Here is a 24,702-nt window from a genome sequence, read left to right as displayed (position 1 = left end):
ATGTTTAATCTAATTATGGGCGGAGAACCTGACTATTTTGAACATTGGCCCATGTATGAACGGGTTAGTGGGAGTTGTGATTTTCCTATATCACGTATGTTAGAAGGCACCTCTGATGACATCCGGTTGAAGTTAACGCCTTTGAATGATAAAGCATTATCTTATATTGAGAAATTACCTACGCTTTTTATGTCAGAACTTTATTCCCGAGACAATGTTGAATACATTACTTTGCGACTTGGTGTAATTTCAAATCTACGAACAGTTAACAAAAATGTTGAGTTTGATTTCAGAATCACTCACTCACAAGATGATGTCGTAGTGATAAACAAAGAGTTATATCAAACAGCTTTAGAATTAGGTGCATATGGGCTGAAACGGACTCACTGGGGAATAAAAGCACGTGATTTAAATCAAACATTAGCACTTCTAAATATAACGACAAGAAGTACACCACTTCCTCCTACTGAAGCACTTCCTGATGAAGTTGATAACTACCCAATAATAGATAATGTTCAAAGTTTCATGGCGCGTGTTTTAGAACAAGATCATGAAGAAGATGCAGAAATATTTTATCGTGGACATTCTGATGTATCTTACGAGTTGGCTCCATCAGTTTTCAGGAAAAACAAAAAAGGTAACTTCAAGCATTTGCACAGTGAATCAAATTTAGTCCGTGAAGCCCTAACAGCAAGGCCAACTGAGTTTGTTGATGATAAAACAATGCTAGACAAGTTAGTAAGGATGCAACACTACGGACTACCAACTCGTTTGTTGGATATAACATCAAATCCACTAATCGCTCTGTATTTCGCTTGTTGCGACATTAGTAATAATGAAAATACAAATGAGGTTGATGGACATGTTATTATTTTCAAAACAAAAAGGGATCGTATAAAATTCTTTGACTCTGATACAGTAAGTTGCATATCAAATATATCAATGCTAAGTCAAACACTGAAAGATCAGCTGGATTGTAAAATGGACAAGGAGGCTTTCAATAAAACTGAAGCTTGTCAAAAACTCATACATTACATTAAAGATGAAAAACCTTATTTTAAAGATGTAATTATACCATCAGATTTGGAAAGGTTAATTTTCGTTAAAGGAAGAAATAATAATGAAAGGATGTCATCACAGTCAGGTGCATTCTTATTATTTGGGAATAATGCTGTTTATCCCGATTTAGTTTCAAACCCTGATGATGCTATGCAAGAGTTTAAAGTAGAAAAAATAGTGATCAGAAACAAAGCTAGAATACTTAAGGAACTCGCAAGGTTAAACATTACAGATGCGACAGTTTATCAAGGCATGGAAAGGACAATGAAACTAATTGCGGCCAAATTTTCCGCAGGAGATTGATCTTCATGTGGTTTTTTGACACACTAGCCTGTCGCTACTGGCATTGGTCCCTTGTATGCTAAGCATATGAACTCTGGTGTGTGTTGGACAGGAGCAATTAACCAGTCGTATAGTAAAATTTGAATGTAAAAATATAAAACAAGGAGTTGAGAATGAACCCCATTACTTTGAGTGAAATGAGTGATGAAGATGAAGAGGTAAAAATCATTTCTTCATATGAACCTCAAGATGATGAGATTGCGATCGTTTTTGATAGTTCAAAAATTACTGGAGGTAATGCACTGGATTTTTTCCAGTTCACCAAGCAATCACATTCTAATGTTAAAGTGTACGGAGATTCTAATGGTGTTTCGTACCTGCAATTAAACAGTATAACGTTAGCGTTAGGCACTTTCTTTGCCACATCAGTAATGATACCTTTTTTAGTAAATCTTGTTTCAAATTATATTCAGAAAAAAATTGATAACTTTGGAACTAGAGATATAGACGTTAAAGTCTCTATAATTAAAAAAAATAAATCAGGAAAACATGTGAAATACACTGTTTCTGGAAAAGTAGACGATGTTTTAAAAGTAATTAACAAAATCAAATAAAAATCTATATAGATATTATGAATATTCACGAAAAGTTAAAGCGTTGGATGTGTATTACTCAAGAAGATAGTGCTATTCTTGATTATCTTAATGCTGAGTTAAAAAAAGCTCAATCCTTGAGCTTGAATAATGAATCAAACAGATTGTTTTTATACAAAACAATTTTACTAGCCCATTTAAAATATATTCAAGTCATTAATTTACTTACAAGAGGTGATTTTTATGAAGCATGGGTAGAACTTGAAAGGATAGAAATAGATTTAATACATATTAAAGAAAATAATGAGTTTCTGCCTGAGGTTAATTTCTATGGTGTTAACTTCTTAGCGAGAATGGTATGTAATTGGCAGGCGTTATTCCCATATAAAATCTTCGGTAGTTCTCGTGAAATAATAAAAGAAGTGAAATGTTCAGTATGTAATACAACCCGTAGTTTTATTAATGATTGTGGTCATGTTAAAAATAAACTTTATAATGGAGTTCTTTGCTTTGATGAAGTGATCGATTTTGAATTAATTACTTATGACATAGTTAGTAATCCCGTTAACAAATGTAGTGTTTTTTTCTCCAATGATGGTGATCATTATAACTATTCAACTTTAATTAGTGTTGTCAAATACATACAATCCCCACATCAAATTTTCAATATTACGACCTGGAGATTTAAGGCGAAAGAACATGATGGAGTATTATCGCCAGAAAATATTTGTCCATGTGGAGATTCTTTAAAAAAATATGCAGATTGTTGTTTGCCACGTAATGGTATTTATAAAAAACATATAGATATTTGGTTTCCCTTCCCGTTGAATGTAGAACCTATTTAGAACCAGATATTCAATAACTAAAGATCCCGTTGACACAGATATTTCCATATTAAGATGTTTTCGTTATATTTTTATTCCAGTCTTTCATATTTAACTTTTGCTTTATTAATTGGTTGAGTGGGATAACGCAGCAGTCACATTAATATGATTACATAGGCTGAAAGTGCCCTTTCTATCTTGCACAAAGAGGTGACATTTTAAACTTGCTTTGACAACGGTTGCAGGGGCTCAATGATAATGTCTATTTGTGGCTCATTTAGGAATGTCCAGGCTATAGTTCTCAGACCTGTATGCCTAGTCAACAACTCACTTTTCCTGATGAGGAGTTTTCTGTGGTTATACATGACTCCGGGATGTTCACCGTGAAAGAAATCAACCGCCTCAAAATCCTTCAGGATGTCATCGACCGCAACCTGCGTCCTGGTCAGGCAGCCGAAATGCTCGGTATCACGCCGCGCCATTGCAGCCGTCTGCTGAAACGTTATCGTCAGTCCGGGCCACTGGGCATGAATAACCAGAGTCGTGGCCGCACCGGAAATCGCCTGCTTCCCGCATCATTGACTGATCAGGCCCTGAATATCATCCGTGAACGCTATGCCGATTTTGGCCCCACACTGGCGCGGGAAAAGCTCGCTGAAAATCACGGTATTGTTCTTGGTAAGGAAACGCTCAGACGGCTTATGATAAAAACCGGGCTCTGGGTTCCCCGCAAGAAACGTGCGCCAAAAATTCAGCAGCCACGCTATCGCCGGGCTTGCTGCGGCGAACTGATCCAGATTGATGGTTGCGACCATCACTGGTTCGAGAACCGTGCGCCTGCCTGTACTGCCCTGGTCTACGTTGATGATGCGACGAGCCGCCTGATGCAACTCCGTTTCGTGAAATCGGAATCGACTTTCACCTATTTTGAAGCCACGCGGGGCTATCTGGAGAAGCATGGCAAACCCCTGGCGCTGTACAGCGATAAAGCCAGCGTCTTCAGAATCAACAATAAAAACGCTACCGGTGGCGATGGTTATACCCAGTTTGGCCGTGCGATGCACGAACTGAACATCCAGACTATCTGCGCCAATACCAGCTCAGCCAAAGGCCGTGTGGAACGGGCCCATCTGACGCTTCAGGATCGCCTGGTAAAGGAGCTCCGGCTCAGGGGCATTTCCTCAGTGGATGCAGCCAATGATTTTGCTGATGAGTTTATGACCGATTACAACCGGCGCTTTGGCAAAGCACCCCGGCATGACTTTGATGTTCACCGGCCACTTGAAACTGATGATGATCTGACCACATTTTTCACATGGCGGGAACCGCGCCGTGTTTCAAAATCCCTGACAGTGCAGTATGACAAAGTGCTCTATCTCATTGCAGACAGTGAGTTAAGCCGGAGGGCTATCGGAAAATATATTGAGGTCTGGCATTACCCGGATGGACATAAAGAACTCCGCCTTAACGGCGCTGTTCTTCCCTACTCCACCTATGATCGACTCCAGGAAATCGACCAGGGCGCTATCGTGGACAACAAACGCCTCGGGCGGACACTTGAATTTATCAAGCTTGTTCAGGATAAACGCGATAATAACCGTTCGCAGGCACTCCCTGCCGGAGATGGCCCCTCGCGGAGACGGAGAAAACCAACGGAGAATAAATCCCAGCGTTCGCTTAACGGTGACGATATGCTTGAAGCATTGAAGATACTGCAATCACGTTCTGAGGAGATTTTTGGGACAAAAAAATGAGCTGAATACTATGGCAGACATCTGCACGGGCCATAGAATGCAGAATAATCCTTCAGCGTGTGCTGTGGCGTCGGGAAAGACTTGATCGGAACTGCCGCACACCTGCACATCCGGCTATCAGGCGTATTTCGGGCATGTGCTCCGGGGACGAAGGCTCTTTGTAACGGCCAGGTGGATAAGCTTGGCCGTTCACTGCTTCCCGGGTCAGGCGATTCTGAGCAGAAATGGAATTATACTGGCGGCTCATACCGCAGCGTTTCAACAATCATGGAGAGCGCAGGCAACATCTGACGTTCCCCCGGATAATAAATATAAAAACCCGGTCGTTCTGCCCACCATTCAGGCAGGATCGGCAGAAGTTTTCCGGAATCCAGCCATGGCTGGCTGAGTATCTCCGGTAAAAAGGCAATTCCGTAACCCGCCAGCGCCGCATCCATTGCAGCATAATATGAATTAAAGACCAGATGGCCCGCAGGCCGGAAAATCTGCCCGGTTTCATTTTCCTTCAGTATCCATGGCGTTGTGCTTCCCCCAGGCGTAAAGCGGGTATTAATACAGGAATACTGAGCCAAATCACCGGGTGAAGGCGGCAGTCCTTTATCCTGAACATAACCAGGAGAGGCAACTGCTGAATAACGTAAATCCGGGCTGATACGCACAGATGCCATATTTTTGCCCAGCGAATCACCGTCCCTGATACCGGCATCAAATCTCTCCGTAATAATATCGGTCAGTGCTGCATCAAGAGAGAGTTCAAGCCTGACGTCCGGATAATGGCGCAGCGTTTCGCTGAGGCGTGGCCATACAAAAGTCTTATAGGCAAAATCTGAGACCGTCATTCTCACCGTGCCCGCAATGGTGCGGCTCAAATCCCTGATGGAGGTCAGCTCACTGGCAATCGTATCCAGCCTGGGCGACACGCGTTCCAGCAACCTTTTACCGGCCTCCGTCGGCGAAACGCTGCGTGTGGTTCTTATCAACAGACGCAGCCCGATCCGCTCTTCCAGATTGCGAATGGTATGGCTTAATGCTGATTGCGAAACGCCAAGCTCAGCGGCCGCTCTGGTAAAACTTCTGTGCCGGGCGATGGTAATAAATGCGATAAGATCCCGGAATATTTCGCCTGACATGGTTCGTCACCTGTTCTCTGGAGAAAATCTGTTTAATAACATGAAGTGGTTATCCACTGCTCTGGTTTTAAGGGCTGACAGTGACGTCCGGTTCAGTCATTCGCATGAAAGCGGAGAGCCTCCACCATCAGGCTCATGGCTCTGGAATGCTGTCGCCGGTTTGGGTAGTAAAGGTGCAGCCCTGGCCAGAGAGGGCACCACTCCTGGAGCACAGAAACCAGTTCTCCGCTGTCAAGCAATGGCTGTACCATATCCAGCGGGAGATAAGCCAGACCGAAACCCCGTCTGACTGCCTCCAGTATGTCGTAAACGTTATTACATATTACCGGCCCGTTGATTTTGACGCTGAACTCACGATTGCCTTCAATAAACTCCCAGTCATACAACCCACCGTATGTGGACATACGTAAACGAACCCCGCTGTGCTGGCTCAGTTCGGTCGGATGTTGCGGGACCGGGTGGCGCGTAAAATACTCTGCTGAACCAACAACCGCATTCTTAACATCTGCACTGATACGAACGGAAATCATATCCTGGGCCAGATCGGCCCCAAACCGGACACCGGCATCATATCCCCGGGCCGCAATATCAACGCTTTCATACTCGCTGATAAGCTCAACGGTAATGTCCGGATACTGTTTCAGAAAAGGGGTTAACCGGGGCCACAGAACCGAGCGTATCACGTAGTCAATGGCGGTAATGCGCAGCGTACCGGTAGGTTTGTCGCGTAAGTCATTGAGCGATTCCAGCTCATTCGTGATCTGCTCAAACTCCGGTACCAGACGATCGACGAGATGCTGACCCGCCATCGTGAGCGCAACACTTCGTGTACTGCGCAGTACAAGACGCACTCCCAGCCGTTCTTCAAGCCCGCGTATGCTTGCGCTGAGAGCAGGTTGTGTGACTCCCAGCTGAGCCGCTGCACGAGTAAAACTGCCCGTCTGGGCAACTGCAATGAGTGCGATTAATTCACTGAACCCTTCTCTTGCCATCTTCCTCTCTCACCGGCTGTGTGTCCCTCCGGACGACGACAGTGTCTCCAGATTATGTGGATAAGATATCACGGTCATTAATGAATTTCATTTATGAATGCAAGAAACGAGGCTGGGTGGTTAACTGAGCCCGTGTCATGTACATTATTAACCACTGGCTACTCTTCAATAAAGTTTTTATCTGTCTGCCACGAGATTATATCACCATTGATATTCTCCGGCTGGCTATGGATGCCTGAAAAAATAAAGTCGAGTGTGTTTGAATATATTCCATGTGGTTCAGGTTGCGTTTTCAATTTATACAGTAGCTACTGTCAATCATCATCAATGAGGTAATGCTATGTCCTTAATTAAGGTGTCTCTTTTGTGTGCTTCACTGCTGGCGGCAGGCTCTGTTATAGCTGCTCAAAAAATTCCTTCAACTGTTGCAGAGGGTGTCAATGTTTTGGGGTCGCAAAAAGTGACATTTAAAAATGGCGACATCATCATGGTGGGCAATTTATATTTCCCGTCTGATTATGACAGCGCCAGAAAATATCCGGCGATTGTAGTCTCTCATCCCTGGGGCGGCGTGAAGGAACAGACGTCCGGGCTTTACGCACAGCAGCTGGCAAAGCGTGGATTTATTACGCTGGCTTACGATGCGTCGCATTATGGAGAAAGCGGTGGGTTGCCGCGTGACCTGGAAAATCCGTCCGATCGCGTACAGGATATCCGCAGCGCCATAGGCTATCTTGCCAGTCTGCCGCAGGTTGATGCCAGCCGCATTGGTACTCTGGGGATCTGTGCCGGTGGAGGCTATACGCTGCACGAAGCGCAGAATGATTTACGCGTCAGGGCTGTTGCCGGTGTCGTCACCTACGACATTGGCGATGCGACCCGCAATGGTATTGAAGGCCTGCCGGTTACGGCAAGCGACAGAACGAAGTTAATGCAAAGCGTGGATGAACAACTGAACAAAGAGGCCAGCGGTGCGCCGGTGCTGGTTCAGCAGTTACTGCCTTCCCGGGATACGTTAAATGCCAGTACGCCTAACTTTGTCCGGGAGGCGACCGATTATTACCTGACACCGAGAGGCGCGCATCCGAATGCCCATAACCGTTATGTCGTCACGAGCCCCGGACTCCATATGGCCTACTATCCACTGGAGCATATGGATTTGATTTCCCCCCGTCCGGTGCTGTTAATTGCCGGAGAAAAAGCTGAAACAAGAAAATTCAGCCAGCAGGCCTATGACAGAGCGAAAGAGCCGAAGGAGCTGGTTATTATTCCTGGTGCTTCACATTTTGATTTATATGACAAGCCACAATTTGTTAACCCTGCCTTAAATAAACTGGCAGAGTTCTTTAGCAAAAACCTTTAATCATAACCTCACGCAGGTATATGTGAACAAGCAGAATAAAGGCCTGAATTAGGCGGATGGTCATTCTGCTGACTTAATATTAAGAGGAAAAAATTATGAATCTTTCACTGAAAAATAAAGTTGCGCTGGTTACCGGTGCCGCATCCGGTATTGGCTTTGCAACTGCACGTGCTTATGCCGAGGCGGGCGCTGCCGTTGTGTTAGCGGATATTAATTCTGAGCTGGTAAATAAAGCCGCAAATGATTTGATTTCCCGTGGTTTTGAAGCTAAATCGTTTACCTGCAATGCGGCAAACCTTGATGAAGTCGAAGCGATGGTTCAGTTCACTGTTTCCACTTACGGCCGTCTGGATATCGCTTTTAATAATGCCGGTGTCCAGAATAAACTTGTTGGAATCGCGGACGCCACCGTGGAGGACTTTGATCGCGTTAATGCCGTGAACCTCCGGGGCGTGTGGGGATGTATGAAGTATGAGCTTCAGCAGATGCGCAAGCAGGAGAGTGGTGTTATCGTTAACTGTTCTTCTATCGGCGGAATTGTGGGCGGCGCAGAACGTGCGAACTACCACGCCGCGAAGCACGGTGTGCTGGGCCTGACCAAGAGTGCAGCACTTGAATATGCCAGCCGGAACATCCGTGTGAATGCAGTTTGCCCGGGTCTTATCTGGACGCCAATGGTCGATGCGATGGTCGCATCGGGTCAGAAGGAAGCCCTGGAAGCCATGGTGAAAGCCGTTCCGTTGCAGCGTCATGGTAATCCGGAAGAAATCGCCGATGCGGTCCTCTGGTTGTCCAGTGATGCGTCGTCCTACGTAACAGGTCAGTCAATTTCGATTGATGGTGGCCTGACCATGCGCTAAGCATGGATGCCCTGATTATTACCCTTTGTTTGTTTTTCCTCATTGAAACACTGCCCTGTTTATCAGGGCTTTTTCAACTTTTCTCATAAAACTGCGTGTGCGGTCATCCTTCCCTTTTAAGCCCTTACCCTTCAAAGGGATTATTGCCGTAACCTTACTACTAAACGCAACAAACCTTCGCTTTCATAACTCTCCTGCATTAATCGGGGCACTAAGCAGACTTTTCAACATATAGACATTTCTAACGAGCCAGTGATTAGACAATTCCAGTGAGCTTTGACATATTGAATACGAGTAAATCCAGCCAGTTCAGACCCATCCTTGTTCTGCTCATTCCGCGCATCATGTACCTCTGTTCTGTGCCATCAACGTTCATAACTGTCGTTACGGTCTTGCGTGATCTCCACGGCAGTCACCTGTACATCCTTAAAGCGCAGCCCATCCACACCAGAAATTTTCCCGAACTCTGACGCGTCAATCAAAATCCCCTCCAGCGTTAACCCAACCACAGGACGCTCCGGATATCCCTCGATGAAAAATGCCCGCGAAAAGCATTTGCTGTCTGATCGACGCGCCGTCATATTTTTAATCGTCAGTCCGCTGACCGCAGTAAGACCGGCTTCGCCCTCAACACCTTCAGCCAGTTTGCGCCAGTGTTCTGGTTTATCAGATAAATTGCTCTGGTCGCCATAGCTATACTGCGGAAACCAGTTCAGCTGGATCAGCACCGGAAAACGCACGTCCGTAAGCCGTAGATTTTGTACGGTGATATCACGGATAAATCCGCCCCGGTTGCGAGCAGATTTAATGCGAAACCCGACGCCCGTTCCGTTAAACGCGTTATCTTCTATCAGGACGCGTTCAATGCCACCTGAAGTTTCACTCCCCAGTGTGATCCCGGATCCCTTATTCAGCGTACATCCTCGAATCACTATATCCCGCGCGGCACGAGCTTTTTGCGCCGCTTCGCGTCCTCGTCCTGATTTGATGCAGATATTGTCGTCATTGCAGGACACAATGCAGCGTTCAATCCGCACCTGTTCGCAGGAGTCGACGTCAATCCCGTCGGTGCTCGGCCCCGCAGAATTGCTGATTTGCACGCCCTCAACCGCGATATGGCGCGAATAACAGAGGTGCATGTTCCAGAATCCGGACTCCCGACTGGTAAAATCACGCAGCAGAATGCTCTGGCTTTCAAAGACCAGAATATTGCGCGGGCGCTGACAGTCATAATCAACAACCCAGCGCAATCCTCTTGCGCTGTAATCGCCGACCATGCCGCTGCGCTCGTCATCGCCCCAGTAGCGTTGCCACCAAATTGCACCCTGCCCGTCTATCGTGCCTGTACCGGTAATGCTGACGTTTTCACAATCGATGATAGTAATAATGCCTGCCGGCCAGCGCATATCAATGCCGGCCACCCGGGTATTTATCAGGGGATAATCAGCCAGATCCTGGCTTCCAACGAGCTGTGCGCCAGCGTCCAGGCGAAGTGAAACACCGCTTTTCAGAAACAACGCTCCGGTCAGAAAACGGCCTTGCGGAATAACGATGACATCGTTCTGTTGAGCACTATTTATGGCCTGCTGAATGGCGGATGTTGCCAGGCGTTGCGCGGTTGGGTCCGCGCCATACGCCAGAATGGAGATCGCTTTCATGGCTTTTCCTTAAACAGATGAAAGCCTTAGTCTAGGAATCCGCGTGATGGATAACCTTTGTCTGTTTGACAGCCACGCAGTCAGGCTGGCAAAAAAGCGGATATTTACTGGCTGGCGATCACCGCAACGCCCTTTTCTTTCATAACGTTGACCCAGCGTTCATCCGTTGTGTTTTCAACTACGAGCGTATTCACCAGCGACAAATCGCCAATCACAAACGCCGAGGCCGTGTTGATCTTTTCCGGTGAGGCCAATACCACCGTTTCCGCCGCTCTGCCGGAAAATGCACGTTTGATGCATGCTTCTTCATAATCTCCGGTGGTCAGCCCGGCCTCAGGATGCACGCCGGTGACACCCATGAAAAACTGATCCGCATGAATATTGTTGATGCCTTCAATAGCGGCCGCGCCGACCGTGACGATGGAGTGTTTATACAAACGACCGCCAATCAGGATCACCTCTATGCACGGATGGTTGACCAGCCCCAATGCAATACCCGGGCTGTGCGTCACCACGGTTACCCGCAAATCTGGCGGCAAGAAGGTAATAAGTTCTGAGGTGGTCGTCCCGCCATCAATGATCACCACCTGCCCCGGTGAAATGAGCTGCGCGCCCCGACGTGCCACGCGTTTTTTTGCATCCATTTTAACGGACTGACGCTCGGCAAAAGGCGCAATCGCTGAAGATGCCGGAAGCGCGCCGCCGTGGACACGCTGCAAACGCCCTTCTGCCGCCAGTTCACGTAGATCCCGGCGGATAGTGTCCTCAGACACCGAGAAAAAGAGGCTGAGCGCAGTTGACTGGACCTGGCCTTCCGCCTCCAGCTTTTCCAGAATCAACTGTTTACGCTGACTTGTGAGCATGAATTATTCCTGATGTTGCACGATAATTATTGTAATTACACGAAAATGCTGTTTATGATGCATACTCTACGAGAGGAGAGCCAAACGTGCAATCAAAACGTGCAGATATACGCATCATCAACAGCGAAACGTTGTCCGACAACTGGTATAACCTGAAAAAATACACTTTTGACCTCCAGCGCAGCGATGGTGACTGGCAGCGGCAAGAGCGTGAAGTGTATGACCGCGGGAATGGCGCGACGATCCTGCTCTATAATCGCGCCAGCAAAACAGTCATTCTTACACGTCAGTTTCGTTTCCCTGTGTTTATCAATGGTCACGAAGAGGATCTCATTGAGGCGGCTGCCGGGTTGCTCGATAACCTTGACCCGGAAAGCCGGATTAAGGCCGAAGCGGAAGAGGAAACCGGGTATAAGGTGACGCGCGTAGAGAAAATTTTTGAGGCCTATATGAGCCCGGGCTCCGTTACCGAAAAACTCTACTTCTATCTGGCGGAATATCACCCGCAGGATCGGACCAGCGCGGGCGGCGGCGTTAAAGCAGAGGGGGAAGATATCGACGTGCTGGAAATGACGCTGGACGACGCGCTTCGTGGCATCGAGAATGGCCAGATCGTCGACGGTAAAACCATCATGCTGCTTTATCACGTGACCCTGAAAGGCATTTTATAATCTCACGTTTATCCGGATACCTGCCCCTGCGCAGGTATTTGCCTGTGCTATTCTTGCTGAACACCTCAACATGGAGATGCGAAAATGGCCGACTGGGATCCTTCTCTGTATCTACAATACAGCGCAGAACGCACACGTCCCGCCGCTGAGTTACTGGCCCGGGTGCCGCTTGCTGACATAACCTCTGGCGTGGATTTGGGCTGCGGGCCAGGCAACAGCACCGCGCTGCTGAAACAACGCTGGCCTTCAGCGCAGATAGCCGGTGTGGATAACTCCCCGGCGATGCTGGAGGAAGCCCGACAGGCCCTGCCAGACTGCCACTTTGTTGAATCGGATATCCGTCACTACAAACCTGACCAGCCTCTCAGCCTGATCTACGCCAACGCTTCCCTGCAATGGATCCCGGACCATTACCACCTTCTGCCGCATCTGGTTTCACTGCTCCAGTTAAACGGCGTGCTGGCGATACAAATGCCTGACAACTGGCTTGAGCCGACGCACGCCCTGATGCGTGAAGTTGCCTGGGAACAGGGCTACCCCGATCGTGGCCGCGAGCAGCTGCCGGGTATTCATGCCTACTATGATATTCTGACGGACGCGGGATGCGACGTGGATATCTGGCGCACCACCTACTTTCATCAGATGAGCTCTCATCAGGCGATTATTGACTGGGTCAGCGCGACGGGGTTACGGCCGTGGCTACAGGATCTCAACGAGAGCGAGCAGCAAAACTTTCTGAAACGCTACCTCGAGCTGCTGGAAGAGCAGTATCCGCTCCAGGAGAACGGGCAGATACTGCTGGCTTTTCCGCGCCTGTTTATGGTTGCTCAGCGGGTTCCGTAAGCCGAATCAGGAACGCGCTTCCTTGAGCAAATGCTGAATTACAGCCTCCTGCTTGTCGTAGTTGCCTTCGCCAAACGAGGTGTAACGCAGTTGCCCTTTCGCATCGAAATAGTAATGTGCTGGCCAGTACTGATTACCGAACGCGCTCCAGATTTTGTAGTTATTATCCGTCACTACGCGGTACGGCAACTGCCATTCGTTGACCGCGTTTTTCACCGATGATAACGGCTTTTCCCAGGGGTATTCAGGGGTGTGGACGCCAATCACCACCAGACCTTGTGACTCATATTTCTTCGCCCAGTCTCGAACATGCGGAAGGGTATGCTGGCAGTTGATACAGTCCCAGGTCCAGAAATCGATAAGCACAACTTTCCCCCGCAAGGCCTTAGACGTGACAGGGTCACCGTTTACCCAGCCCGTACCGCCGCTTAATGTCGGTAGCTGGCTGCTCGGCATTGCGTCAGCGATCGGTCGCAGTTTCACCTGCGTGGAGGTTGGTTGCGCAAGGCTCAAGAGAGCGTTTTCCAGCTGGTCGGTAATACCGCTGGCGCCTTTCAGGACCGACGTCATTCCTGAGGCGTTGAAAGCCACGGCGGCTAACATCATCACCCCTGCGCCCTGACGCAGACGCTCCATCAATGCGGATTTGGCTCTCAGAGGGGTTATCAGCTTACGGCCACCCGTGACAAGCAGCCCCAGCATCAACGCGCACCCACTGCCGTAAGCGGCTAACAGCGCTCCGGTTGCGATGGCCGAGTGGCCAGTAATGTTAATGCCGAAGATCGCCCCGAGAATCGGTCCTGCACAGGGGGACCACAGAAGTCCAACGGCCAGCCCTGCCAGAAAAGCCGAAAACATGCCGTGTCGCTGAACGCTGTGGGTGTTAAGAACGTTCCCCGCGCTGACCGCCGGGCTGGCAATGCGCTGAGCGAACTGCGGGAAGATCAGGGCCAGGGCGGCAATGCTCAGTACCAGCAGCGCAATCCAGCGACCGATAACGGTGGCGTCAGCGATCCAGTCACTGGCAACCGTTACTACCATCGCCACAAACGTGAACATCACTATCATTCCCGCCAGAAGCGCCAGAATGTGTTTGCGCTGCCCCTGAAAGCCGGCGAACAGCAGAGGAATAACGGGAAGCGTGCACGGACTGAGCAGGCTAATCATGCCGCCTAAAAAAGCGATTATCAGAAACATAACGACCTCACGATACAGTTGCTGCGAAGGTGCAGTGAGGTCATTTCACCCTGCGAATGTGTTCAGGCCGTGTGCAAAAAACTGAATTTTGTCTGCCTTCGTATCCGCACGGCGCGCAGATACACAGGCGTACAATTAAACGCGCGGAAGAGTCACGCTTACGGCCAGCCCGCCCTCTGCCCGGTTTGCAAGATGCAATTTCCCGTCAAGCTGGGCGGTGAGCTGCGCGGCAATGGCGAGGCCTAACCCGGTGCCGCCCGTTTCGCGGTTGCGCGACGTTTCAACCCGGTAGAACGGCTGTAACACCGCCCCCAGTTCTGCCTCCGGGATGCCGGGGCCGTTATCCATAATGCGGATCGCTACCTGCCTTTCATCTTCATCAATCTCTATTACCGCGCTATGGCCAAACTTGAGCGCATTATCCAGCAGATTGGTCATTACCCGGCGCAATGCCTGGGGGCGGGTGACGATCGGCAGACGTGTACTGCGTGCATGAAACTGCACGTTTTTACCAATGTCCTGATAATCACTGGCGATGCTGTTAACCCACGCGTTTAGCTCCAGCTTAAGCGTGGTCTCTTTCAGTGATTCTGATGACCGGGCATAGGCAATACCTTCTCGTACCAGGCGCGACATATTATCCAAGTCGCTCAACAACTTATCGTGGAGTTCGGGCTGATCCGCCATTTCGACCCGCAGCTTCATACGCGTGATGGGCGTCTGAAGATCGTGAGAAATGGACGCCAGAATCTGCGCGCGTTCACGCAGATAAGTTTGTATCCGCGACTGCATCTCATTAAAAGCCTGCGCCGCCTGTCGCACCTCAACCGGACCTTTTTCAGTCATAGGAGAATGGGCCGCAGGATCGAGGGAATCAACCGCGCGCGTGAATTGCAGGAAAGGCCGGACAACCTGGCGCACGGCAATCCAGGAGCAGAGCGCGACAAGTAACAACTGAAGAACCAGCACCACGGGTAACCAGCTGGCGACTGGCGGCATGCGCGGGATCAGATCGATAGTGAGCGGTGCGCCGTCGCGGAGCGTCAGATGGGCCTGAATGTGGGAAACAGGCCCCGGCACTGCCGTAAACTGGAGCGGATATTGAACTGAAAGCGTCTCTTTCAGGGTGCGAATCGCATCCCGCGAGCGCTTGTCCGTTGGCGCAGCGCCTGCCTCGCCGGGACCAAGGATATAACGATAATTACCGCGACCGAGCCGTTCCAGCCACTCTGGCCGCTCTTTGGCCGGAAGCCGGTCGAGAATGGCCACGCTGGTCGCCACGTCATTCTCAAGATTGCCCAGCATAACCGTGCGCGCGCTGTGCATTCGCTCAACCATGACCAGCGTCAGGCTGAGCGCGTTAGCCAGCAAGAGTCCAAGCAGCACAATGATCAGCAGCCGGGCCAGTAAGGTGCGGGGCCACAGCGTCATTCATTGGCCTCGATGATGGTCACCGGCATAGTAAAAACGTAGCCTTCGCTGCGAACGGTTTTAATGTAGGCTGGCGAGCGGGCATCTTCATTCAGGCGCTGTCGCACGCGGCTCACCAGGAGATCAATCGAACGCTCAAACAGCTCGGCATCACGTCCCTGCGTCAGGTTCAGCAGTTGATCGCGGGTCAGCACCCGTTGAGGATGATCGAGAAATACACGCAGAAGGCGATATTCCGCCCCGCTGAGCGCCACAACCATCCCCTCGTTATCAATCAGATGACGCGCCACGGTATCCAGCTGCCATTCACCGAACACCACCAGGCGCCCTGCCTCGGTCACCTGAAGATTAGGCGGCATAGTACGAAAACGGCGCAGGATAGTTTTGATACGCGCCAGCAGTTCGCGGGCCACAAACGGTTTTACCACATAATCGTCGGCGCCCATCTCCAGCCCCAGGATCCGGTCCATGTCCTCGTTGCGCGCGGTGAGCATCAGGATCGGCAGATCCTTATGCCTGCTGCTGCGCAGCTGTCGACACACCGTCAGGCCATCATCACCGGGCATCATCACGTCCAGCACCACCAGGTCGATATGCTGTTTGTCGAGCACTACGCGCATCTCTTTCCCGTTCGACGCGCCAGAGGCGTGGTAGCCGGATTTCACGAGGTAATCGACAATCAGTTCACGAATATCCCTGTCGTCATCGACGACAAGGATGTGATCAATATGCTCCACCGCAGGCTCCTGATTAAGAGGTAACGGAGTGAAAATAGCACATATCAGAGCTTATCCGCGTCGACAACTGCTTTAACAAAGTCCTGCGGATCTTCTTGCGGCGGGTTGTGGCCCACCGTTGCGCCGAAAGTACGGTGCTCATATTTTCCGGTAAATTTCCCGGCATAGGCCGCAGGTGCAGGGTGTGGCGCCCCGTTATTACCGCCTTCGATGGTGATGGTCGGCACCGTAATGTTCGGCAGCGTCGCCAGTTTTTGTTCATAGGCGTCATATTTAGGCTCCCCTTTTTCCAGACCCAGACGCCAGCGGTAATTACTGAGCGTGACGGCAACGTGGTCCGGGTTATCGAGGGATTTGGCGCTGGCATTGAAGGTGGCATCGCTGAATTTCCAGTCCGGCGAAGCCTGGGACCAGATCAGCCGGGCAAAATCGTGCGTATTTTTAGCATAGCCTTCCGCCCCGCGCGGCGTGGCGAAATAGAACTGATACCACCACTGAACTTCTGCCTTCGGCGGTAAAGGCTGTTTGCCAATCGCCTGGCTGCTGATCAGGTAGCCACTTACCGAGACCAGCGATTTCACCCGTTCCGGCCAGAGCGCCGCAACGATTTCCGCCGTACGTGCACCCCAGTCATAACCGGCAAACACCGCCTGTTTAATATCCAGGGCGTCCATCAGGTTGACGATGTCTTTCGCCATTGCCGAAGGCTGGCCGTTTCGCGGCGTTTTATCAGAAATAAAGCGCGTGGTGCCGTACCCGCGCAGGGACGGCACAATGACACGATACCCCTTCGCGGCCAGCGCGGGGGCAACTTCCGCGTAGCTGTGAATATCGTACGGCCAGCCATGCAGCAGGATCACTGGTTGCCCGTCTTTCGGCCCGATATCGACATAACCGACGTTCAGATCGCCGGCGTTAATTTGTTTTACCTGGTTAAAAGCCGACGAGTAATCCTTACCCATCGCTTCCGCCTGACAGGACATCACGGTGCCAAGCGAAACGGTCAGGGCGACTGCTGAGTATGCGAGTTTGTTAAACATGATGTTATCTCCGGGTGAGTTCAGTTGACGGAGATATAACACCATGCGTTTGTATAAAGGATGTGTGCGGATGCGGTTTTATTGCATACCTGTGTATGTATCACAGACGCAGATACAGTGTGATACAAACCCGGTTAAGGGGTGATTCGGTACCGGACGTAATCGTCGGCTTCACCATAGTGGTCATACAGCTTACGCGCCGGATTGTGCATGCGGGTTACCCAGTAGAGTTTTGACCACCCTTCCCGCTTACCCTCATCGATCAGGGCGTCGATAAGCGCTTTACCCGCCCCTGCGCCACGTTCGGCAGCGTCAACAAATAGATCTTCCAGATAGGGGTAAGTTTGGATATCGAAAATTATGTACGTTAAGGTTAATTTTTTGCCATCACGTCATTAGTATATTCACAAACAGACTCGCCATTATTGACTGTATGCTGGAGATTCAGCTCCGTTAAGTAGCCGTCTGCCAGATACAAAACCCGGTCTGCAGAGGCTATGGTTTCCGGGCGATGGGCTATCAGCAGAACAGGAAGCCCCAGTTGACGTAAGGTCTGGCTTATCCGGATTTCACTCTCAACATCAAGGTGGCTGGTCGCTTCATCCAGTAACAGGAATCCCGGTTTCTTGTACAACGCCCTTGCCAGCAGAATGCGTTGTTTTTGTCCTCCGGAAAGCCCTCCGCCGGTTTCACCAATCAGCGTCTGATACCCCATCGGCATTGCCATAACATCGCTGTCGATAAGTGCCAGTCTTGCGCACTGGATCATTCGTTCATAATTTCGGTCATCACTGAAAAAAATAATGTTATCTGCTACAGAACCTTTGAAAAGATGGTCATCCTGCAGTACGGTACCGATACGCTGACGAACCTGAAAATAATCCGGATGCGTATGCAATATGCCAAATGCCCTGATCCTGCCCTCATCAGGGATGTGGATCCCAAGGATAAGCTTCACCAGTGTCGTTTTCCCGCATCCGGATTTACCTGTAATGGCAACGACTTCTCCGGGATTGAGTGTCAGCGACACCCCGCCGATTATCGGATTTTCCCCTCCCTTGTGGCTGAAGATGATGTGCTCAAGTACTAGAGGAGCATGAGCATATTCATCCATCTCCCTGCGGGATACAGAAGGAATGTGCGAAGCGTTGTTATGCTCACGAAAAGGCTGTTGCTGAAGGCCTTCTGTCGGGGTCAGTACAATATCAGCCAGTCGTTCGTTGTAAACATCGAGCATACGCCAGGAAAAAAACTTATCAGTCAGGCTACTGATACTGGAAGAAAAACGCGTCTGATAGGATAAATAAGCAACCAGCATGCCGACGGTGAAGGTACCATTCAATACCTCCCCGGCGCCTTTCCACAAAATGATTGCTGATACCACGCTGCCGGTAAGAGTGTGAGCAATGTCATAGCACATCAGCAGACGGCTCTGACGCAACTGCGTATTTCTGCGGGCAACGTTGAGATTCAGCCAGGCGGCCTCACGATGTGCCGTCACACCGTTAATTCTCAGGCTGAGGATCCCGTTGAGTGTTTCAAGAAAATGCCCGGACTCCCTGGCACCTGCATCCCAGGCATCTTCTGCCGACTGTCGAAGGGACGGATACCACAGTGCCCTCAACACACCATAGAAAATGGCTGCAAGTACGGCGATCAATGTCATTTCAGGACTGTACAGCAGCATCATGCAAAGCGCAGTCACCACGAGCAACACATCCAGAATACCTTCCAGCACTTGCGTAGTCAGCGCCTGCTGGATGGTATCTACCGCCTCAAAACGAGCATTAATACTCCCCTTACTGCGTGCATCAAACCAGGCCAGAGGAAGATGGACCAGATGATGGAAAACCCGTGCTGTCCACTGCATGTTAAAATTGACGGACAGTGTAATACTCGCCCACTGGCGGGCCAGTGACAGCAGCATCTGGGTCAGTGACATCAGCAGAAGCGCAATAATAATGACGGTCAACAAACTCTGGTCGGCAGCCACCAGGACTTCATCAATCACCAGCTGGTTGAGAAGCGGGCTTCCCAGTGTCAGGATTTCGAGTGCCACGGCAAAAACGATAATTCGCGACATTGCCGACAACAGACCCGGTGTTTTACCTGTCAGTTGGCGCAGATGGATTTTTTTCCTTTCATCCCGAGCGGTAAAATCACTGGCTGGCATCAGCTCCAGCGCGACGCCGGTGAAATGTTTTCCAGCATCCTGTAGGGAGAGCGTTACTTTTCCCTTTTCCGGATCATGAATAACCAGCCTGCTTCCGCGAACTTTATGTAGCACAACAAAATGATTCATGTTCCAGTGGAGAATACACGGGAGAGAAAGGGATCTTAGGTCCTCAAGCTCCAGCCGAACTGCCCGGCTGGATAATCCGATACCGGCCGCACATTCAGTCAGTCTCTGCAGGGTCATCCCTTGTGAGCTGATACTGAAACGTTCGCGCAGTGTGGGTAAGTCTGTTTGCAGACCATGCCAGCAGGCCATCATGACCAGGCATGCCAGACCACATTCCGCTGACTCTGTCTGTCGGGTGAGAGGAAGCTGTTTTCTCCCGGTCCATTTGAGTGTATCCATCACAGCTTTCCTTTCAGGCTCCAGAGCGGCTCAGTCAGCCACTCCCACAAATTGCGGGTATCCAGGCTGACATCCCCCTCAAGAACCATGCCGGGGCGCAGGGCTTCCTGTTTCCCATAAGCCAGAATAAAAGTATTTTCAGGTTCAACGATGACGCGGTAATGACCTTCATTCTCCTTCCAGGTCACAGGAGATACGGAGAGTAAATCAGAAGATGTCGGCGTTGTATGGCTTATTTCACGGATAGTCCCGTACTGCACACCAAACTTCTGATAGGGGAAGGCAGAGAACCGCAGGGCAACACGCTGCCCCGCCTGAATAAAGCCAGCATTCTGACTGGTAGCATAGAGTTCTATCTGCAAATGGGCATTGTCGGGAATGAGGGTCATGACAGGTTCAGATGCCCTGACAGACTGTCCCTGTCTGACCAGCACGGCAGCAACGGTTCCGGATACCGGTGAAGTCAGCGTGAAATTTTCCTTACCTGCCAGTTCGTCCTGCTGTTGCCTGATAACCTGCAACTGCCTGTCCATTTCAGCCTTCCGGCTTTCACCCTGAACGATGAGATGGTCAAGGTCGTCTTTAGCAGCCTCCATCGCGGTGTGCAGTTGCAGAAGCCCCTGACGCTGATCCTCAACGTTTTGCTGTGACGTTGAAACGTCAATCTGCTTCTGCTGGTATTCGATATCTGATACGTAATGCGTATCAGCAAGTTTCTTATAGCGCTCCATAACAGACACGGCCAGCGCAGCCTGATGCACGGCAACTGACAGACGCTTTTCTGCACTTTTAACCTGAGGTTTCAGGGAAACTATTCGCTGTTGTATGGCATGCTGCTGCTGACTGTTGTCACGCAATTCCAGGGTCTGTTGAGAAGTCAGCATTGTAAACTGAGTTTGTAGGGAAAGTCTTATAGCAGCGAGTGTACCTGCCCCCTGTTCGTTGAAATGTTCACCGCTGATATGATAAAGAGTCTCACCGGCAATAATGTGTTGACCTTCTGAGGCGGTCAATTTGGTTACGTAGCCAGCATATTGAGGAGTGATTTTTACCAGCCCGGATGAGGGCATAACGATTCCGGAAAGGTGAGCCTTACGTGTATAGCTACCATAAAGAATAAAGAGTATCAGGCACAGAAATATGAATAACGTTGTGAGTGCGCTTACTGATAAACCGAATGACGCAGGTAAGACAATCTCACCATAATCAGAATCTGTTTGATGATTTAAAGCCTCTTCCCTGAAGATATTCATATCCCAAATACCCTTCAAAAATTTAACGACAAAACAAAAGCATTCATGCACGAATGAATTATAATAGGATAAAAAAGCCCTCTGCTTCTTATTCTAACTATTAATAGCAATATTGACACCAAAAAAAGAATGGATTGATCTAAAATGTTATAATACTGTCCATGCATTAGACAAAAAGACAATGAAGTCAATATACATGGGATAATATACTTTTTATTAAAAATTGAGTGGGAAACACCGAAGATACAGCCCCTGTATATAATCTCCTCATAATATGGGACTACGAAGGTGGCTATTATAAATGCTATAAAACTAATATGGGAAGGTCCATAATGATATAAATTATCCCTGTAAAGATAAACATTATACTGAACCAGCAAAATGACAAACAACACAACAATAGAAAATTTTATTGAAGTTAAATCTCTACTTGGGCGTAATTTAAAACCATCCAACTTCCTTAAGTAAAAAATATACAAGAAAATTGCAATTGAAAATTCCGCAATAAACAATAAGAAAAATGACACATCGAGAGTAAGATAGCGGAGGGTTATGGATGGCGATAACGTAATTATTATTGAGATAACAGACGCAATAAAAAGAACAATTACGTTTTTCTTACTATAAATGAATGGATAGACATGCCTAAAGATTATCATGTTCAACCTATTATTAATTCATATTTTATATAAGAATCAACAAATATGGCTATGATATCGTAACCATTTTTTGATATCATGCACTTTAACTTCAGTGAACATTTGTAATGATTCCATTCTGCAACACAACAATTTTTATCGGAGTGTACTTTATTTACTTTTAAACCTATTCATCAAGTTTACGCCCCATCGAGTTACTGCTATTAATACAATCAACGCAATAAGAAACCTTGATATAATCCCTGGCCGTGATACTTCGTCAAACTCAAGAACTTCAGCGTATTTCAAAAGGGTAAATGCGATAATGAAAAAAAATAAGTAAATTAGGAAATTTAAAAATTGCTTCTTGCTTAACCCGATACTTGTGATTACATTAACTTTATCAAAAATAATAGTTCATCATGACTACTTCGAATAATCATTAAATATCGAAACACCTAGAATAACATTCAGTTATAATGATCTTTTAAATTATTATCACACACAACTCAAATTACTTACCAACGGCATTGTCCGGGGCCGTTGTAATTATTACTTTTATCTTTACTACCACGATCTGAAAAACTATCTTTTGTGCACTGGCCAGCTATAGCTCCACCAATTACCCCAGCGGTCATACCCACTGGCCCCCCAGGAGAGCCGGCGATTAGACCACCGATGATTCCTGCGCCGCATGAGTCAACGCCCTTGTAAATAGAGCCATTGTTTCCTTTTGAATTACCAGATTTAGAGCTGGTGTTACGACTACCGGCACCTTCATAATTACCGCTTCCATTGCCGCCACTTACTAATGCTATCTCATTAAGGCTTAATGCTCTTATATTCGACATAAATCATCTCCATTTAATTTAGTTTTGCATTTTGTGCTAAAAAAATATCTTACATTACTTAATGTAAAGAAAGTGTATTTATGTAAGCAAATGTAAATACGCTATTGAACTTCGTAAACCGTAGCTCCATTTGGGAGCAGTTCAGCTCCTGCATGGGCAGGCCTATAACACGAAATCGACCTGGAGGTACGGTAATGTTCAGGCATCTTTTCTGACGTCCAGCGCGCAATCACTTCTGCGTCGTAACAGATTTTACAGCCATGGCGCATCGCTTCGTTACGGACGTGCCAGAGTGTTTCGGCTTCTTCGGGCCTGGCTTTTCTTGGCATTACATACTCCTTTATGGATAAATCTGAATAACAAAAGCACGACCAACTGGAATGTGATATTGATGAAATATCAGAACCCAAACAAATGATAACGCTCAAATATGGAGATCACCGGATGACGATACCCACGCTTACGACAGAACGCTTATTACTTAAACCCCTTGTTGCCGCCGATGCCGTCCAGATCCAGCAACGCTATCCGCGCTGGGAAATTGTCCGCTATATGGTGGCTTCAGTCCCCTGGCCCTACCCGGAAAACGGTGCAGAAAATTATGTCAACAACGTTGCACTGCCCGACATGGCCAAAGGGATTGCGTGGTTCTGGACGATTCGCCGTCGCGAAGCGCCTGACGAACTGATGGGGTTGATTTGCCTGTATGACGTGGAGGACAACAACAGGGGGTTCTGGCTCGCGCCGGAATTTCAGGGCCAGGGATATATGCGTGAGGCGAGTATCGCGGCAACGGATTACTGGTTCAATACGCTTAACAAAGCGGTGTTACGCGCGCCGAAAGCGGCGGCCAACAGCCGCTCCCGACGTATTTCAGACAGCAGCGGCATGCGACTCATCAGGACAGAGAAGAAAGCCTATGTCAGCGGCCTGCTGGATTCGGAGCTGTGGGAAATCACCCGCGACGAGTGGAATGCCCGTCAGGTCAGCTGATAATGCTTATCCGGCATTAGCCTTTCAGGGATGTTCTCTTCATCGTTCATCTGCAACAGATCGCGCTCCATCATGTTGCAGATGGCGTCCAGCGGCAGATCGTTATCTTCCGTCCCAAACGGATCTTCCAGCTCTTCCGCCAGCGTATCAAGCGAGATAAAAGTGTAGGAAATCAGCGCAGAAACAAAGGGCGTCATGTAATGCAGATCAACAACCAGCGCAAACGGCAGCATGATGCAGAACAAATACACCGTTCGGTGCAGGATCAGCGTATAGGCAAACGGGACTGGCGTATTGGCGATACGCTCACAGCCTGCCAGCACGATGGACATATCGTTCAGGCGGTTGTTGAGGCTGTGAAACAGGATGTCTGAAAGGTGCCCGCTGCGCCGCCGTACGGCCAGCCACTCCCCCATGATCAGCAGGATACGGTTCGCCGGCGAGTTGGCATCCATCACTTTGCTTAAATCGTCTGGAGCCAGATAGCGGGACAGCTGATCGGCATTGGTTTCTCTGCGCAGTGTCATACGCAGACAGTTAGCAAACGCGATTTGCAGGCGGACAAACTCTCCAAGATGTTTATCATCCGGCAAGGTGTTTTTTACCTCGCGAAACAGCGAGCGCGCCGCTATCATCAACTGCCCCCAAAGCAGACGCGCCTCAACGTAGCGCGAATAACAGGCGTTATTGCGAAATCCCAGGAAGATGGCGATAGCCACGCCCAGAATGCTGAACGGCGCGACGGTAAAGCGGATACCCAGCGAGGTGTACCACGGCAGCATGACAATCACGGCGATTGAAAGCAGGAAGTTAAGCAGCAGTCGGGTATAAATTTTGGGAAGTACCGAACCATGCCAGACAAAAATCAGTTGCAGCCAGTGCTGTTGAGGACGAACAATCATAATCAGCTTCAGAAAAGTAAAGAGCGCGGCTATTAAACGTGATCCTCATCACGGTTGCAAGCATGTTAATAGTTCATTGCATTTTCTGACCTATTAAGCCCTGACCGCACGGTGCTGCATGTGCTTTTTAAAAAAAAAGACGTATAGTATGTTGTAACTAATACTGGTCTGTAAAAAACCCGGCAAA

The 24,702-nt window shown here is 48.9% G+C and carries 23 protein-coding genes; 9 read left to right on the top strand and 14 right to left on the bottom strand.

Annotation, left to right across the window (positions count from 1 at the left end; genetic code table 11):
• The 4 genes from ACQG1K_RS11120 to ACQG1K_RS11105 all read left to right on the top strand — a co-directional run bounded on the left by ACQG1K_RS11120 (position 1) and on the right by ACQG1K_RS11105 (position 4,512).
• The gene (locus ACQG1K_RS11120) at positions 1-1,362 is read left to right on the top strand and encodes an FRG domain-containing protein (protein ID WP_000482601.1); all 1,362 of its coding nucleotides are present in this window, start codon (positions 1-3) and stop codon (positions 1,360-1,362) included.
• A 152-nt stretch (positions 1,363-1,514) separates the two neighbouring features.
• Positions 1,515-1,955: a hypothetical protein gene (locus ACQG1K_RS11115; RefSeq protein WP_016239970.1), complete on the top strand. Its 441-nt coding sequence runs from the start codon at positions 1,515-1,517 to the stop codon at positions 1,953-1,955.
• 17 nt (positions 1,956-1,972) lie between these two features.
• The gene (locus ACQG1K_RS11110) at positions 1,973-2,779 is read left to right on the top strand and encodes a hypothetical protein (protein ID WP_016239971.1); all 807 of its coding nucleotides are present in this window, start codon (positions 1,973-1,975) and stop codon (positions 2,777-2,779) included.
• 353 nt (positions 2,780-3,132) lie between these two features.
• Complete coding sequence (locus ACQG1K_RS11105; RefSeq protein WP_237764930.1) at positions 3,133-4,512, top strand: ISNCY family transposase; 1,380 nt, start codon at positions 3,133-3,135, stop codon at positions 4,510-4,512.
• A gap of 230 nt (positions 4,513-4,742) precedes the next feature.
• Here the strand turns inward: ACQG1K_RS11105 and ACQG1K_RS11100 are convergent, their stop codons facing one another.
• Together ACQG1K_RS11100 and ACQG1K_RS11095 are read right to left on the bottom strand one after the other, a co-directional pair.
• Positions 4,743-5,642, bottom strand: coding sequence for a LysR family transcriptional regulator (locus ACQG1K_RS11100; RefSeq protein ID WP_045308121.1), 900 nt, complete (start codon positions 5,640-5,642; stop codon positions 4,743-4,745).
• A gap of 92 nt (positions 5,643-5,734) precedes the next feature.
• Complete coding sequence (locus ACQG1K_RS11095; protein ID WP_367074538.1) at positions 5,735-6,634, bottom strand: LysR family transcriptional regulator; 900 nt, start codon at positions 6,632-6,634, stop codon at positions 5,735-5,737.
• 460 nt (positions 6,635-7,094) lie between these two features.
• Between ACQG1K_RS11095 and ACQG1K_RS11090 the strand changes: the two genes are divergently transcribed.
• Both ACQG1K_RS11090 and ACQG1K_RS11085 read left to right on the top strand, forming a co-directional pair.
• The gene (locus ACQG1K_RS11090; RefSeq protein WP_265460963.1) at positions 7,095-7,997 is read left to right on the top strand and encodes an alpha/beta hydrolase; all 903 of its coding nucleotides are present in this window, start codon (positions 7,095-7,097) and stop codon (positions 7,995-7,997) included.
• A 95-nt stretch (positions 7,998-8,092) separates the two neighbouring features.
• Positions 8,093-8,857 (top strand): SDR family NAD(P)-dependent oxidoreductase, encoded by a 765-nt coding sequence (locus tag ACQG1K_RS11085; protein WP_367074540.1) that lies wholly within the window; start codon positions 8,093-8,095, stop codon positions 8,855-8,857.
• A gap of 365 nt (positions 8,858-9,222) precedes the next feature.
• Here the strand turns inward: ACQG1K_RS11085 and ACQG1K_RS11080 are convergent, their stop codons facing one another.
• On the bottom strand, positions 9,223-10,515 hold the full coding sequence (locus ACQG1K_RS11080) for a glycoside hydrolase family 28 protein (RefSeq protein ID WP_032624251.1): 1,293 nt from the start codon (positions 10,513-10,515) through the stop codon (positions 9,223-9,225).
• Between the two features lie 104 nt (positions 10,516-10,619).
• Positions 10,620-11,378 (bottom strand): DeoR/GlpR family DNA-binding transcription regulator, encoded by a 759-nt coding sequence (locus tag ACQG1K_RS11075; RefSeq protein WP_367074542.1) that lies wholly within the window; start codon positions 11,376-11,378, stop codon positions 10,620-10,622.
• An 86-nt stretch (positions 11,379-11,464) separates the two neighbouring features.
• Here ACQG1K_RS11075 and ACQG1K_RS11070 point away from each other — a divergent pair, with 86 nt between their 5' ends.
• Both ACQG1K_RS11070 and tam read left to right on the top strand, forming a co-directional pair.
• Complete coding sequence (locus ACQG1K_RS11070; RefSeq protein ID WP_367074544.1) at positions 11,465-12,049, top strand: GDP-mannose pyrophosphatase; 585 nt, start codon at positions 11,465-11,467, stop codon at positions 12,047-12,049.
• Between the two features lie 84 nt (positions 12,050-12,133).
• Complete coding sequence (gene tam / locus ACQG1K_RS11065) at positions 12,134-12,892, top strand: trans-aconitate 2-methyltransferase (protein WP_032624253.1); 759 nt, start codon at positions 12,134-12,136, stop codon at positions 12,890-12,892.
• A gap of 6 nt (positions 12,893-12,898) precedes the next feature.
• Here the strand turns inward: tam and ACQG1K_RS11060 are convergent, their stop codons facing one another.
• The 9 genes from ACQG1K_RS11060 to ACQG1K_RS11020 all read right to left on the bottom strand — a co-directional run bounded on the left by ACQG1K_RS11060 (position 12,899) and on the right by ACQG1K_RS11020 (position 22,620).
• Positions 12,899-14,089 carry a cytochrome c biogenesis protein/redoxin gene (locus tag ACQG1K_RS11060; protein ID WP_032624254.1) on the bottom strand — a complete coding sequence of 397 codons (1,191 nt, stop codon included), beginning with the start codon at positions 14,087-14,089 and terminating at the stop codon, positions 12,899-12,901.
• Positions 14,090-14,224: 135 nt separating this feature from the next.
• On the bottom strand, positions 14,225-15,520 hold the full coding sequence (locus ACQG1K_RS11055) for an ATP-binding protein (protein ID WP_032624255.1): 1,296 nt from the start codon (positions 15,518-15,520) through the stop codon (positions 14,225-14,227).
• A complete protein-coding gene (locus ACQG1K_RS11050) occupies positions 15,517-16,257 on the bottom strand; it encodes a response regulator (RefSeq protein ID WP_367074547.1) in 741 nt (246 codons plus the stop codon). Before ACQG1K_RS11050 ends, ACQG1K_RS11055 begins: the two co-directional genes overlap by 4 nt.
• A 44-nt stretch (positions 16,258-16,301) precedes the next feature.
• Positions 16,302-17,297 (bottom strand): alpha/beta fold hydrolase, encoded by a 996-nt coding sequence (locus tag ACQG1K_RS11045; RefSeq protein WP_367074549.1) that lies wholly within the window; start codon positions 17,295-17,297, stop codon positions 16,302-16,304.
• A gap of 134 nt (positions 17,298-17,431) precedes the next feature.
• Positions 17,432-17,659 carry a GNAT family N-acetyltransferase gene (locus tag ACQG1K_RS11040; protein ID WP_254909581.1) on the bottom strand — a complete coding sequence of 76 codons (228 nt, stop codon included), beginning with the start codon at positions 17,657-17,659 and terminating at the stop codon, positions 17,432-17,434.
• Between the two features lie 11 nt (positions 17,660-17,670).
• Complete coding sequence (locus ACQG1K_RS11035) at positions 17,671-19,878, bottom strand: peptidase domain-containing ABC transporter (RefSeq protein WP_192969964.1); 2,208 nt, start codon at positions 19,876-19,878, stop codon at positions 17,671-17,673.
• The gene (locus tag ACQG1K_RS11030) at positions 19,878-21,131 is read right to left on the bottom strand and encodes an HlyD family secretion protein (RefSeq protein ID WP_367074551.1); all 1,254 of its coding nucleotides are present in this window, start codon (positions 21,129-21,131) and stop codon (positions 19,878-19,880) included. The genes ACQG1K_RS11035 and ACQG1K_RS11030 overlap by 1 nt, the downstream gene beginning before the upstream one ends.
• Positions 21,132-21,145: 14 nt before the next feature.
• The gene (locus ACQG1K_RS11025) at positions 21,146-21,790 is read right to left on the bottom strand and encodes a CPBP family intramembrane glutamic endopeptidase (protein ID WP_367074553.1); all 645 of its coding nucleotides are present in this window, start codon (positions 21,788-21,790) and stop codon (positions 21,146-21,148) included.
• 497 nt (positions 21,791-22,287) lie between these two features.
• Positions 22,288-22,620, bottom strand: a complete 333-nt coding sequence (locus ACQG1K_RS11020) for a hypothetical protein (RefSeq protein WP_023300105.1) — start codon at positions 22,618-22,620, stop codon at positions 22,288-22,290.
• Positions 22,621-23,064: 444 nt separating this feature from the next.
• On the opposite strand from ACQG1K_RS11020, the gene ACQG1K_RS11015 reads away from it, so the two are divergent.
• On the top strand, positions 23,065-23,613 hold the full coding sequence (locus tag ACQG1K_RS11015; protein ID WP_023300104.1) for a GNAT family N-acetyltransferase: 549 nt from the start codon (positions 23,065-23,067) through the stop codon (positions 23,611-23,613).
• On the opposite strand, the gene ACQG1K_RS11010 is transcribed toward ACQG1K_RS11015, so the two are convergent.
• Positions 23,601-24,515 carry a bestrophin family protein gene (locus ACQG1K_RS11010; RefSeq protein WP_193548048.1) on the bottom strand — a complete coding sequence of 305 codons (915 nt, stop codon included), beginning with the start codon at positions 24,513-24,515 and terminating at the stop codon, positions 23,601-23,603. The genes ACQG1K_RS11015 and ACQG1K_RS11010 overlap by 13 nt on opposite strands.
• Positions 24,516-24,702: the final 187 nt, after the last annotated feature.

This window comes from Enterobacter cloacae complex sp. 402C9 (assembly GCF_050030745.1).
GTDB lineage: Bacteria > Pseudomonadota > Gammaproteobacteria > Enterobacterales > Enterobacteriaceae > Enterobacter > Enterobacter intestinihominis.
The sequence above is the reverse complement of the archived record's forward strand: the minus strand, read 5'-3'. Positions and strand labels throughout refer to the sequence as shown.

Coding starts and splice junctions, on each gene's coding strand:
- ACQG1K_RS11120 (WP_000482601.1), top strand. CDS start 1: ATGTTTAATCTAATTATGGGCGGAGAACCTGACTATTTTGAACATTGG.
- ACQG1K_RS11115 (WP_016239970.1), top strand. CDS start 1,515: ATGAACCCCATTACTTTGAGTGAAATGAGTGATGAAGATGAAGAGGTA.
- ACQG1K_RS11110 (WP_016239971.1), top strand. CDS start 1,973: ATGAATATTCACGAAAAGTTAAAGCGTTGGATGTGTATTACTCAAGAA.
- ACQG1K_RS11105 (WP_237764930.1), top strand. CDS start 3,133: ATGTTCACCGTGAAAGAAATCAACCGCCTCAAAATCCTTCAGGATGTC.
- ACQG1K_RS11100 (WP_045308121.1), bottom strand. CDS start 5,642: ATGTCAGGCGAAATATTCCGGGATCTTATCGCATTTATTACCATCGCC.
- ACQG1K_RS11095 (WP_367074538.1), bottom strand. CDS start 6,634: ATGGCAAGAGAAGGGTTCAGTGAATTAATCGCACTCATTGCAGTTGCC.
- ACQG1K_RS11085 (WP_367074540.1), top strand. CDS start 8,093: ATGAATCTTTCACTGAAAAATAAAGTTGCGCTGGTTACCGGTGCCGCA.
- ACQG1K_RS11080 (WP_032624251.1), bottom strand. CDS start 10,515: ATGAAAGCGATCTCCATTCTGGCGTATGGCGCGGACCCAACCGCGCAA.
- ACQG1K_RS11075 (WP_367074542.1), bottom strand. CDS start 11,378: ATGCTCACAAGTCAGCGTAAACAGTTGATTCTGGAAAAGCTGGAGGCG.
- tam (WP_032624253.1), top strand. CDS start 12,134: ATGGCCGACTGGGATCCTTCTCTGTATCTACAATACAGCGCAGAACGC.
- ACQG1K_RS11060 (WP_032624254.1), bottom strand. CDS start 14,089: ATGTTTCTGATAATCGCTTTTTTAGGCGGCATGATTAGCCTGCTCAGT.
- ACQG1K_RS11055 (WP_032624255.1), bottom strand. CDS start 15,520: ATGACGCTGTGGCCCCGCACCTTACTGGCCCGGCTGCTGATCATTGTG.
- ACQG1K_RS11045 (WP_367074549.1), bottom strand. CDS start 17,297: ATGTTTAACAAACTCGCATACTCAGCAGTCGCCCTGACCGTTTCGCTT.
- ACQG1K_RS11035 (WP_192969964.1), bottom strand. CDS start 19,878: ATGGATACACTCAAATGGACCGGGAGAAAACAGCTTCCTCTCACCCGA.
- ACQG1K_RS11030 (WP_367074551.1), bottom strand. CDS start 21,131: ATGAATATCTTCAGGGAAGAGGCTTTAAATCATCAAACAGATTCTGAT.
- ACQG1K_RS11025 (WP_367074553.1), bottom strand. CDS start 21,790: ATGATAATCTTTAGGCATGTCTATCCATTCATTTATAGTAAGAAAAAC.
- ACQG1K_RS11020 (WP_023300105.1), bottom strand. CDS start 22,620: ATGTCGAATATAAGAGCATTAAGCCTTAATGAGATAGCATTAGTAAGT.
- ACQG1K_RS11015 (WP_023300104.1), top strand. CDS start 23,065: ATGACGATACCCACGCTTACGACAGAACGCTTATTACTTAAACCCCTT.
- ACQG1K_RS11010 (WP_193548048.1), bottom strand. CDS start 24,515: ATGATTGTTCGTCCTCAACAGCACTGGCTGCAACTGATTTTTGTCTGG.